This is a genomic window from Amycolatopsis silviterrae (assembly GCF_042684085.1).
GTDB classification, from domain to species: domain Bacteria; phylum Actinomycetota; class Actinomycetes; order Mycobacteriales; family Pseudonocardiaceae; genus Amycolatopsis; species Amycolatopsis silviterrae.
The window spans coordinates 461,555-473,194 of sequence record NZ_JBHUKS010000015.1; the positions used below are offsets into that span (position 1 = coordinate 461,555).

At 70.2% G+C, this 11,640-nt stretch carries 9 protein-coding genes; 6 read left to right on the forward strand and 3 right to left on the reverse strand.

Annotation, left to right across the window (positions count from 1 at the left end; genetic code table 11):
* Window positions 1-187: 187 nt before the first annotated feature.
* Window positions 188-985 (forward strand): sigma-70 family RNA polymerase sigma factor, encoded by a 798-nt coding sequence (locus ACFSVL_RS22740; RefSeq protein ID WP_378307267.1) that lies wholly within the window; start codon window positions 188-190, stop codon window positions 983-985.
* On the opposite strand, the gene ACFSVL_RS22745 is transcribed toward ACFSVL_RS22740, so the two are convergent.
* Window positions 924-1,706, reverse strand: coding sequence for a TetR/AcrR family transcriptional regulator (locus ACFSVL_RS22745; RefSeq protein ID WP_378307269.1), 783 nt, complete (start codon window positions 1,704-1,706; stop codon window positions 924-926). The genes ACFSVL_RS22740 and ACFSVL_RS22745 overlap by 62 nt on opposite strands.
* Window positions 1,707-1,758: 52 nt before the next feature.
* Here ACFSVL_RS22745 and ACFSVL_RS22750 point away from each other — a divergent pair, with 52 nt between their 5' ends.
* Complete coding sequence (locus ACFSVL_RS22750; RefSeq protein WP_378307271.1) at window positions 1,759-3,189, forward strand: MFS transporter; 1,431 nt, start codon at window positions 1,759-1,761, stop codon at window positions 3,187-3,189.
* Between the two features lie 21 nt (window positions 3,190-3,210).
* Window positions 3,211-4,017, forward strand: a complete 807-nt coding sequence (locus ACFSVL_RS22755; RefSeq protein WP_378307273.1) for an SDR family NAD(P)-dependent oxidoreductase — start codon at window positions 3,211-3,213, stop codon at window positions 4,015-4,017.
* On the opposite strand, the gene ACFSVL_RS22760 is transcribed toward ACFSVL_RS22755, so the two are convergent.
* Both ACFSVL_RS22760 and ACFSVL_RS22765 read right to left on the reverse strand, forming a co-directional pair.
* Complete coding sequence (locus ACFSVL_RS22760; protein ID WP_378307275.1) at window positions 4,011-5,318, reverse strand: IniB N-terminal domain-containing protein; 1,308 nt, start codon at window positions 5,316-5,318, stop codon at window positions 4,011-4,013. The two genes, ACFSVL_RS22755 and ACFSVL_RS22760, sit on opposite strands and share 7 nt — an antisense overlap.
* A gap of 606 nt (window positions 5,319-5,924) precedes the next feature.
* Window positions 5,925-9,368 carry an indolepyruvate ferredoxin oxidoreductase family protein gene (locus ACFSVL_RS22765; RefSeq protein WP_378307277.1) on the reverse strand — a complete coding sequence of 1,148 codons (3,444 nt, stop codon included), beginning with the start codon at window positions 9,366-9,368 and terminating at the stop codon, window positions 5,925-5,927.
* Window positions 9,369-9,542: 174 nt separating this feature from the next.
* On the opposite strand from ACFSVL_RS22765, the gene ACFSVL_RS22770 reads away from it, so the two are divergent.
* The 3 genes from ACFSVL_RS22770 (at window position 9,543) to mftR (ending at window position 11,414) form a co-directional block, all read left to right on the forward strand.
* Window positions 9,543-10,001: an Lrp/AsnC family transcriptional regulator gene (locus ACFSVL_RS22770; protein ID WP_378307279.1), complete on the forward strand. Its 459-nt coding sequence runs from the start codon at window positions 9,543-9,545 to the stop codon at window positions 9,999-10,001.
* A gap of 83 nt (window positions 10,002-10,084) precedes the next feature.
* On the forward strand, window positions 10,085-10,702 hold the full coding sequence (locus ACFSVL_RS22775; RefSeq protein WP_378307281.1) for a cupin domain-containing protein: 618 nt from the start codon (window positions 10,085-10,087) through the stop codon (window positions 10,700-10,702).
* 61 nt (window positions 10,703-10,763) lie between these two features.
* A complete protein-coding gene (gene mftR / locus ACFSVL_RS22780; RefSeq protein WP_378307283.1) occupies window positions 10,764-11,414 on the forward strand; it encodes a mycofactocin system transcriptional regulator in 651 nt (216 codons plus the stop codon).
* The last annotated feature ends 226 nt before the right edge of the window (window positions 11,415-11,640 follow it).

Genomic DNA, 11,640 nt, shown 5'->3' on the forward strand with positions numbered 1-11,640 from the left:
AATAGTCCACTTCGGACAGTCGGTGCCCGAACCAAATGTCCTTGAGCGGCCTCGACTTCTCCATCCGCCCGCGAATCAAGCGGCCGACTCACCGAATCCCTACCGGCATATGGAGTACACTGCTGTACCAGTTACTTTCAGTAGTCCCGCGTGACGAGGTGTGGGCCGGTCCGGTGGGAGGTGCACGGTGGACACGACGCTGGGCAGCACTCCGGTCGCGGACGCGCACGACGACGAGCGCACCGATGCCGAGCTTCTCGCCGCCGTCCGCGCCGGAGATTGCCAGGCAGGGGGCGAATTGTTCCGGCGGCACGTCACGTTGATGCGCCGCGTCGCCGCCGGTTTGGTGCGCCAGCAGGCCGAACGAGACGACCTGGTCGCCGAGGCCTTCGCGCGCGTGCTCAGCACGGTCGCGGCGGGCGGCGGCCCGGAATCGAACGCGCCGGCGTACCTGGTGGCCACCATGCGAAATCTCTTCGCCCGCTGGAGCCGCCACGAAAATCGTATCGATCTGTACGCAACAGTTCCGGAACCCGTAACTCTCGACGGCGGCGCTGACGAACTCGCAGTCATGCGTTCGGAAGACCGCTTGGTGTGGTCGGCCTACCGGACGCTGCCCGGCCGCTGGCGGACCGTGCTGTGGCGCATGTCCGCCGAAGGCAACACGCCAGCGGAACTCGCGCCCGTCCTCGGCGTTTCGCCGAACGGCGTCGCGGTGCTCGCCCGCCGCGCCCGGGAGGGGCTGCGCCAGGCGTACCTGCAAGTCCAGGTGCCGGACGCGGAATTGCCGCAGTGCCAGGAAGTCCGCCGCCGGATGGGCGCGTGGCTGCGCGGCACGCTGCCCGCCCGCCGGGCCGGGGTCCTCGCCGGGCACCTCTCCGAATGCGAGCCGTGCCACGCGGTCGCCGCGGAACTGGCCGAGGTCAACCGCGAGCTGCCCCGGATGGCGGGCTGCTGCGATCCGGCGATTCCGAAGCCGCGCTGACCAGATTCGCACTGACCAGATTCCCGGTGACCAGGTTGACCATGAAGGCGAACCGGTCGTGCCCGGCGCCGGACGCCAGCTCCGCCGCGTACTTCCGGGTGTTCGGGAACTTCTCCTCGGGCAGCCCGGCGAACCGGTCGATCAGCTCGTCCCGGCTGAGCACCCATCCGCTGTCGTGCTGCTGTTGCCGCTGCTGGACGAGTGACCGCTCCCAGGCGTACGCGGTGACGTAGAGCGTGAGCGAGTCCGACGCCCACGCGGCGGTCCGCGGTTCGATCCCGCCGGCCAGCAGAATCGCCAGGATCCCCTCGCGGACCCGCAGCGTTTCCAGATGCGTCGGGACCATCGCGAGCGCGGCGCGGGACACGCCGGGGTACTTCAGGTACAGGTCGCGGATCTGGCTGTAAACGTCCAGAACCTGCTGCCGCCACGTCTCCGGATCCGGCTCGGGCAGCTCGATCTGCGCGCAGAGCCTGCCGATGAGCAGATCGTCGAGATCCTCTTTGTTGACGATGTGCGCGTACAGCGACGACGGTCCGGTGCCGAGCACGGCAGTGACCCGGCGGACGGTCAGCGCGTCGTACCCCTCGGTGGCGACGACCTGCAGCGCGGCGTCGGTGATCCGGTCGACGGTGATGGGTTCTTTCCGCGGTTTCGGCGCGGCCTCGGCACTGGCCGGCGCGTGCCGGGCGGCGCGGCGCTCTCGGGGGGCAGCGGGCATGTCCGCCACTATAGCTTGACACGAACTTAGTTCGTCACTTAGAACTTAGTTCGTGACTACTGAACTTAGTTCGTCTCCACGCAAAGAGGCGATTCCGCTGGTCCAGGCCTGGCTGGTGCTGGTGGTCGTGGTGATCGCCGACCTGATGGACCTGATCGACACGAGCGTCGCCGCCCTCGCCGGCCCCTCGATCCGCGCCGACCTCGGCGGCGGGCCGATGACCCTGCAGTGGGTGCTGTCGGCCTACACCGCGGCGTTCGCGCTCGGCCTCGTGACGTCCGGCCGCCTCGGCGACCTGCTCGGCAGGCGCAGGCTGTTCCTGCTCGGCATGGCCGGCTTCACCCTCGCGTCGCTGGCCTGCGGCCTCGCACCGAGCGCCGGGTTCCTGATCGGGGCCCGCGTGTTCCAGGGCCTGTTCGGCGCGGCGATGATCCCGCAGGGCATCGCGCTGGTGAAGGTCGTCTTCCCGCCCGAGCACCTGCGCAAAGCCCTGATGCCGTTCGGCCCGATCATGGGACTGGCCACCGTCGCCGGGCCCATCCTCGCCGGCTGGCTGCTGCACCTGAACCTCTTCGGCAGCGAATGGCGTTCGATCTTCCTGATCAACGTCCCGTTCGGCATCCTCGCCGGGCTGCTCGGCCTGCGCGTACTTCCGCGACACAGCGGCGAGGATCGCGGTGCCCGCCTCGACCTGCGCGGTGTCGGCCTGCTGACCGCCGCGTCCGCGCTGCTGATCGTGCCGCTCATCCAAGGCCGCGACCTCGGCTGGCCGGTGTGGACCTACGTGCTGATGGCCGCCGGCGTGGCCGCGTTCATCCTGTTCGCGAGATCCGAACGCCGCAGCAGCCATCCGGTCATCGCGCCTTCGCTGTTCGCCAAGCGCGGCTTCGTGTTCGGACTGCTGATCACCGGCGGTTTTTACGCCTCGCTCAGCGGTTTCGTGCTCGTGGTGAACCTGCTGCTGCAGTCTGGCCTCGGCTGGACGCCGCTGCAGTCCGGTTTCGCCTTGCTCCCCTGGGCCGCCGGCACCGCCATCGCGACGCTGTTGTCCGGCGCCGTGCTCGCCGCGAAACTCGGCCGCGCGTCCCTCCACTTAGGACTCGCTATCGCGGTCGCCGGCCTGCTCGCCCTGTGGTGGTCGATCGCGCACTGGGGCGTCGCCATCACCAGCTGGCAGATCGCCCCCGCCCTTTTCATCACCGGAGCCGGTTCCGGCCTGCTGTTCATCCCGCTTTTCGATTCCATTCTCGGCGACGCGACGCCCGAAGAAGTCGGCAGCGGTTCCGGAATGCTCAACGCCGCCCAGCAATTCGCCGGAGCCATCGGTGTCGCCGCGCTCGGCACGGTGTTCTTCGCCCGGGTCGGGCCGGCCGCCGCGCCGTCCTGGATCCCCGCCGCCGAACTGGTTTTCGGCCTCTGCGCCGGCTTGTACCTCGTGGCGCTGGCGCTAGTCCGGTTCCTGCCGAAACATTCCGCCCAATAACTTTCCGAAAAGAGTGCTTCCGTGCCGAAAACCGCCCTGATCACCGGAACGAGCCGCGCCGCCGGACTAGGTTTCGCTACCGCCCGGCTCCTGTCCGAACAGGACTATCACGTCGTCCTCACCGCTCGCGACCCAACCCGAGCCGAATCCCTCGCTGCGAGACTTCCGAACGCCTCGGCGCTACGGCTCGACCTCACCGACCTGGCCACCATGACCGCCGCCGCCGACTGCCTCGCCGATTCCTTCGACCATCTCGACGTATTGATCAACAACGCCAGCGACACCGTCGATTTCGGCACTCTGTCCGCCCTCGACGCCGACCTGGCCGCCGTCCAGTCCGCTTTGGACATCGACGTACTCGGCCCGTGGCAGGTGACCCAGCTGCTCCTGCCGCTGTTGAAAGCCGCCCCGGCGGCCCGGATCGTCAACGTTTCCAGCATTTCCGCGCTGCAGATCTCGACCGGACTCGATCTCGGCGCGAGCCTGCGCGCCCCGGCGCATTCCTTCGCCAAGCACGCACTGAACACCCTCACCGGCGTACTCGCCGCAGCGCTGCGAGACACCCCGATCCTCGTCAACGCCGTCGATCCGGGCGAAACCGCCACTCACCCCGAGCGCGGCGACGAAGATACCGCCCGCCCAGCACGCGAAAGCGCCCACGGCGTGGTCTGGGCCGCGACATTGCCGTCCGACGGCCCGACCGGCGGGCTCTTCCTCGACGGCCAGCCGGTTTTGGGTCTGCTGCCCGGCAAAGAAAACACCGCGGGCCCGGACCTGTCCGGTCCGGGCCCGCGGCGGGAAAACCCTTTAGCGCAACAGGATCAGTGACCCAGGTGCAGGTTGTCCAGGTGCAGGTTGCCCGCGTGGGACTCGAGGCCGTGGGCCACGTCCTGCACGTGCGTCTGGACCTCGTTGAGCGGCCCGGCGGCGTGCGCGGCGTCCGGCAGCTCGCTGGCGGTCGCGTGCTGCGTGCCGGTCTCGACCGCGTCCTGGACGGTGCTCGTGACGTGCTGCGCGGCGGCGTTGACGGCCGGCGCGTGCGCGGTCGCACCCTCGATGGCGTGGGTCAGCGAACCCGCGTTCGGGGCGGCCGGCAGCTCCGGAGCGTGCGGCAGCTCGCCGACGCCCGGGACCGACGGGGCCTGCGGCAGCGAACCGACGCCCGGCACCGCCGGGACAGCCGGAACCGCCGGGGCCGCGGGAACGCCCGGAACACCGGCCGGGACGGCGGGCAGGGCCGGCACCGCGGCGGCGGCGTGGTCCAGCGTGCCGGACAGGTCGCCCGCCGAGGTCAGGTCGCCGGTGGCGTGGGTCAGGTCCGCGCGGACGCCGTCGCCGTGGACGCCGACCGGGGTCGAGCCGATCGCCTCGTTGACGGTGCCCAGCAGGTCCGAGCCGCCCTGGCGGACGTCCTCGACGACACCGCTGACCAGGCCGCCGACCAGCGGGAGCTTGCCGGTCTCGGACACGACGGCCTTCCACGTCAGCGCGTCGCCGAGGTGGTTGGTGGTCGCGTCGACCGCGGAGCCGACGAGCTTGCCGTCGAAGACGTGCTCGCCCACCGCGTTCACGGTGTTCTGGGTGTCGATCGCGGCGGCGTCGACGATCGGGCCGACGACCGGGACCGAGTGGGTCGCCTCGGCGACGTGGTCCAGCACGCCGGACACCGCGCCCAGCGCACCGTGGGTGACGGTGTTCAGGCCGGTCGCGTCGGCGACGTTGCTGACGCCCTCGAAGACCGGGCTGAGGTTCGGCAGCGCACCAGCCAGACCGCCGAGGCCGTCGCCTGCCTCGTGCGCCACCGGCTCGGCGGCGGCGTTGGCCTGGTCGAAGGCACCGCCCAGGTCGGCCGACGGCACGCTCGGCGCGGCGGGCACGCCCGGCACGGCCGGGATGCTCGGCGCGGCCGGGACGCCCGGCACCGCGGGCACGGCCGGAACGGCGGGGGCGGCGGGCAGCGGGGCGCTGTCCATGACCAGCGGCATGATGTCCTGCACGTCGGCCGGGCTCAGCTCGCCGAGGCCGGCGCCGTTCAGCACCCCCTGCGGGTCGGCTTTGTAGTCCGCCAGCGACTGCGGGTCGTTCAGCAGGTTCAGCGCGAATTCGTGCAGCGTCTGCACCGGGCCCATAGTTCGTATTCTCCTGTGGTGACAACGGATCGGGGTGGGGTGTCCGAGAAAACGGACGAGCCGGCTGCGAGCCGGCTCCTTTTCCGAAGATAGGACTCCGCCGAATGCCCGCCATCGGGGGGTCACCCGGGTCCGCCGGGGCACCCACTAGGGACTTCGCCGATCCCCCGATTAGGGGCATTAGGGGATTCGGCGCATCCGCACTGGTCACAGGGCCGCGTCCGGACTACTCCGCCGAGCGCCGCCCACCCCACCGATCGGGGGACAGACGCGGGTCGCCCGGAAAGGTTCGCCAGGACCACCCGTTGGTGTGACACCTACAAGGCTTTTCGCGCCGCCGCCGACCGGTGCCGGAAGCCGAAACGGCGGGGAACCGGGCGAACCCGAACTCCCCGCCGTTTTCGGCACCGCCGGGAAGACGAAGACGGAATCCGCACCGAATGCCGCTTTCAGAAGTTGATCTCGCTTCACCTAGCGGACTGGAGGCGTGGAATCCGCCGTTGCCGCGCGAATCCAGCCCCGAAGTCCGTGAAGGGAACCTGAGGGAATCAGAGTCCCTCAGGGTTCCCCTCACGGACGTTCGCGAGCTGGGTGCCGGTTCGAGCGTCAGGCGGTGGCCACCCGGACCGAGTCCGGCATCGCCAGTTCCTTCAGCAGCTCCTCCTGCCGCCGCCGGTACGACGCGACGTTGGCCAGCTTGATCTCCTCGTACCCGCGCACCGCGTCCGGCAGCGCGGCCAGCTCGACCAGCCGGGCGTCGCCGCGGTCGGCCACCTCCAGCGCGCGCGTCAGTGCCTGCCGGTACTCCCCGATCAGCGCCCGCTCGACGCGGCGGACCTCCGCGCGGCCGAACGGGTCCAGCCGGGTGCCGCGGAGTTTGCGCATGGCCCGCAGCGCCACGAACGCCGGACGGAAGCCGCGGCCGCCGAGGCTGATCTTGCGGTTCATGCCCAGCGCGCGCAGCACCGGCGGGTGCAGCCGGTGCGCGAACCGCGTGCCGACGCCGAACTGGGCTTCGATTTCCGCGGTCAGCCGCGGGTCCAGCGACAGCCGGGCCACCTCGTACTCGTCCTTGTAGGCCATCAGCTTGTAGAGGTTCCGCGCGACCTCCTCGGTCACCGAAGCGCTGGCCCGGGTGCGGATCCGCTCGACGAATTCCGCGTACTCCCGCGCGTACCGCTCGTCCTGGTAGGCGATGAGGTCCGGGATCCGGATGTCGAGCAGCCTGCCGAGTTCGCCGTCCGCCGCCACCAGCGCCCGCACCCGGCGGACTGCCTCCGGGTCCGCCGCGGCGGGCGCCGAAGCGTCCGAGGACGGGGAGAGTTCCGCGGTGAGCGCGTCCGGGTCGGCGACCAGCTGCCTGCCGCGCCGGAACGCCTGCAGGTTGGTGTCCACCGCGGTGCCGTTGATCTTGATGGCCTGTTCCAGGCTTTCCGCGGTGACCGCCAGCACGCCGGTCTGGTAAGCCGCGCCGAGCTGCAGGATGTTGGCGAACTGGTCGTCACCGAAGATCTGCTCGGCGAGGCCGCGCGCGTCGAGGTAGTGCCCGGCGGCGGTCGCGTCGCCGAGCGCGGCCCGGATGCTCGACTGGTCGGGGTAGGAAACCTCCTTGTCCACCACCATTCGCCCGGTCGGAACCTCCGAAGTGGACACGACAGCGACGGTGCGCTCGGCGTCGGCCACGCCGAGGTACGCGGGGTCGGCGGCGACCAGCGCGTCGCACGCGAGGTAGAGGTCGCACTCCCCGTTGGCGAGCTTCGGGGCCTGTTCGACCGCGCCGGTGGAGATCTTCACGTCCGAGACGACCGCGCCGCCCTTCTGCGCGAGTCCGGTCTGGTCGAGGGTGCGCACCTGCTTGCCGTCGAGCACCCCGGCGACGCCGAGGATCTGCGCGACGGTGACCACGCCGGTGCCGCCGATGCCGGTGATCCGCACCGCGACGTCAGCCAGGGTTTTCGCCGGCTCCGGCAGGACGTCCGCGCTGATCGGGGCCAGGTGGCGGCGCTTGACCTCGCCGGTCGGGACCACGGTCAGGAACGACGGGCAGTCGCCGTCGAGGCACGAGTAGTCGACGTTGCACGACGCCTGGTGAATCTGGGTCTTGCGGCCGAACTCCGTCTCGACCGGTTGCACCGAAAGGCAATTCGACTTCACACCGCAGTCGCCGCAGCCTTCGCAGACGCGTTCGTTCACGAAGACCTTGCGCGCGGGCGTTTCCTGCTTCCCGCGCCGACGCTTGCGGCGCTTCTCCGCCGCGCACTCCTGCTCGTGAATCAACACCGTCACGCCGCGATGCGCCGCCAGTTCTTCTTGCGTACGAAGAAGTTCCGACCGGTCGCGAACCTCGACCCCGCGCGGCAGCTTCCGTTTGCGCAGCCGGCGCGGCGCGTCCGAGGTGATGACGACCTTCGCCGCGCCCTCGGTCAGCAGCAGCGCCGCCACCTTCTCCACGGACAGCCCGCCGACCGCGTCCTGCCCGCCGGTCATCGCGACCGCGGAGTTGTAGAGCAGCTTGTAGGTGATGTCGACGCCCGCGGCGACCGCCGCGCGCACCGCGAGGCTGCCGGAGTGCATGAACGTGCCGTCGCCGATGTTCTGCATCAGGTGCGGCGTCTCGACGAACGGGGCCATGCCGATCCACTGCGCGCCCTCGCCGCCCATCTGGGTCAGCCCGACGACCTCGCCGACCTGCTCCGGCTCCATGAACAAAGCCATGGTGTGACAGCCGATCCCGGCGCCGACGAGCGTTCCGTCCGGGACCTTGGTGGACGAGTTGTGCGGGCAGCCGGAGCAGAAGTACGGCGTGCGGGCCAGCAGCGGCACCGAAATCCGCTCCCGGCGGCGGCGCTGCTTCCACGCCGCGACGGGTTCCGCGTCGGGCAGGCGCTTGGCCAGTCCGCTCGCGATGCGGTCCGGGTCCAGCTCGCCCAGTTCGGTGAACAGCACCTGGCCGTGCTGGTCGGACTTGCCGTACACGCGCGGCGCGCCGGTGGTGCCGTAGAGGATTTCCTTGATCGCCGGTTCGACCAGCGCGCGCTTTTCCTCGATGACCAGGATTTCGTCGAGGCCCTCGGCGAAATCCTTGATGATGCCCGGTTCCACCGGGTACACGACGCCGAGCTTCAGCAGCCGGATGCCGTAGCGGGACAGCTCGGACTCGTCGAGGCCGAGCATCCGCAGCGCCTGCCGGAGGTCCAAATAGGACTTTCCGGCGGTGACGATGCCGACCCGGTCGTCCGGCCCGGACCGGACGATCCGGTTGATTCCGCTGGCGCGCACGTATTCCATCGCGAGCGGCAGCCGGACGCGATGCAAGCTGTGCTCAAGCGTGATCAGCTCCGGGCCGAGCAGCCGGCTGTTCGGCTGGTGCTTGTACGCGCCCTCGGGCAGCTCCGGGGCGGTCCACCGCGAGTCGACCAGCGCGGTGCCGCCGGAGTCCGCGACGTTCGCGACGATCTTCATCGACGACCACAGCCCGCTCGCGCGGGAAAGCTCGACCGCGTGCCTGCCGTGCTCCAGCACGTCCTGCGAATCGGCCGGGAAGAACACCGGCATCGCGAGGTCGGCGAGCGCGTGCTCGGACGCGCACGGGATGGTCGAGGACTTCGCGTTGGGGTCGTCGCCGACCAACGCGACCGCGCCGCCGCGCGGATCGGTGCCGGCGAGGTTCGCGTGCCGCAGCGCGTCGGTGGCCCGGTCGAGGCCGGGGGCCTTGCCGTACCACATGCCGACCACGCCGTCCGGCCGCATCGTGCCCGCCCGCGCGGCGAGCTGGCTGCCCATGACCGCGGTCGCGCCGAGTTCCTCGTTCACGCCCGGTTTGTGCACGATGTTGTGCTCGGCCAGCAGGGCCGACCGCCGCGCCAGCTCCAGGTCGAACCCGCCGAGCGGCGAACCCTGGTACCCGGACACGAAGGCCGCCGAGTCCGCGCCGTTCTCCCGGTCCAGCCGGATCCGGTCGAGCAGGACGCGGACCAGCGCCTGCACCCCGGTCAGGTAGACAGTGCCCGCTTCGCGCACGTACCGGTCTTCCAACGTGAAGGCGTTCATCCGCACTTCCTTTCCGCACGCAGCCAGCCCACGGACACCCGCCGTTGGGACGTGAGCCACCTCACCTCACGCTCGAGCCCAGGCGCAACATGCCCGGCCACTGTAGTGGCAAGGACGCAAAGGATGACGCGCGAGAGGTCGGTTCGGGCAGATCTGTTGCGTACGATGCCGCGCATGGCCGAAGAACTGCTGGACGCGACCGACCACGAGATCATCGCGTTGCTCCGCGAGGACGCCCGGCGCACGTTCTCGGACATCGCCACGCGGGTGTCGCTCTCCACCGCGGCGGTGAAGCGGCGCGTCGACCGGCTCCGGGAGAAGGGCGTGATCACCGGCTTCACGGTGCAGGTCGACCACGCGAAACTCGGCTGGGGCATCGAGGCGTTCGCGCAGCTGCGGTTTTTCGGCAGCACGAACGTCGCCGAGATCGTGGAGACCACCACGCGGATCCCGGAGGCGCAGGCGGTGTTCACCATCGCCGGCGATCCGGACGCGGTGGTGTGGCTGCGCAGCCGCGACATGGCGCACCTGCAGCGCACGATCGACGAACTGCGGCGCAGCCACCGGATCACCAGCACCCGGACGTTGATCGTGCTCGACTCGTGGGTGCGCGGCGAAGACCGCCCGGAGTGACCTTCGGGCAGTGTCGCGGCGATCCGGTTGCCGCCGGCCCGCGCGCGTCGGCATGGTCGAGGTGCCGACGAGAAGGAGACCCGATGCCGAGCCACGCCGCCACTTTCTCCCCCGCGGGCTGGACCGAGACCGCGCCCGGAGCGTGGACGAAGGACCTGCTGCGGTCGCCTGGCGACTCGTTCACGCTGGTCCGGCTGGCCGCCGGGGCCGTGCTGCCCGAACCCGGCGACCGGCTCCTGGTGCTGGAGGGCGCGATCGCACACCACCGCGCCGGTGCTTACGTCGCGCCTGACGGAGCACTGTCCAGTACGGACGGCTGTCTCGCGCTGAGCATCAGCGGCGAACGGCTCGGGGACCCCGCCGACGACGTGTTCAGCCCGGCCGGATGGCGCAATTCCAGCCCAGGCCAGTGGTACCGGCTGCTGCTCGACGCGGCGTTCGACGAGACCTTCGACGAACGCCTCGTCGGGCTCTCCTACTTCGAACCGGGATCGTTCTCGCCGAGGCATCCGCACCCGACCGCGCACCGGTTTCTGTTCCTCGACGGAGAAGCCGACGACGAGGTGGTCTTCCCGGACGGCACCCGCACCACGGCCCGGCGGGCGCGCGGCGATTTCGTGGACTATCCGGTCCAGGTCGAGCACCAGACGTTCAGCCGGAGCGGCTGCCTGATCCTGTTCCTGCACGAACCGGTGCGCTGACCGGGGCTCCCTCCGCGAGTAGTGTCACCCGGTGACAGAAGCGTCCAGGGGGGGGAATGGCATGTCCGCTGATCCGGCCAGCGAGGCCCGGCCCCGGCGCGGCCGCCCTCGCGGCACCAGCGCGCGGCAGCTGGAGGAGATCGCGCTGCGGCTGTTCACTGACCAGGGGTTCCACGAGACGACAGTGGACCAGATCGCCAACGCGGCCGGGGTCAGCAGGCGGACGTTCTTCCGGTACTACGACGCCAAGTCGGACGTGCTGTGGAACGAGTTCGACTCCGAGGTCGACACGATCCGGGAACTGCTCGCGGAAATGCCCGAGGACATTCCGGTGCTGGAGGCGGTTCGGCGGGCGGTGCTGGCGGCTAACCATTACCGGGCCGAGGATGTGCCGGAGCTGCGGATGCGGATGAATCTGCTGAGCACGGTGGCGGAATTGGCGGCCAGTGCTACGCGGCATTACGACGCTTGGGAGCGGGCGGTGATCGGGTTCGTCGCCCGGCGGACTGGGCAGCCGGAGGATTCGCTGTACCCGCTGGCGGTGGGGCGGGCGGTGCTGGCTACCTGCCGGGCGGCTTACGAGCGGTGGTCGGCTCGGGCGGATGCGGATTTGACGGTGTATCTGGATGCTGGGTTGCGGGCGTTGGGGGCTGGGTTTTCGGATGCCGTTCTGGTGGGGGAACCTGGTTGCGTGGGGCACCCCGAAGCCTGAATTGTGACTACGGTCTGAGGGTGCTTGTCAAGGCGGGAAAGATGCCTTGACAAGCCACCCCAGACCGCGTTTTGGCTTCGTATCGGGGTGCGGGGGTGGTGTGGGTGCCACGCTGCTTCGGGTGCGTTGGTGGCGGTTGGCGGCGGGGCGGGGCTAGCGCCCCAATGATGCTCCTATGGTGTGTCAAGGGGTGAGGTGGTGGATTGCGGCGAGGTCTGCTGTGAGG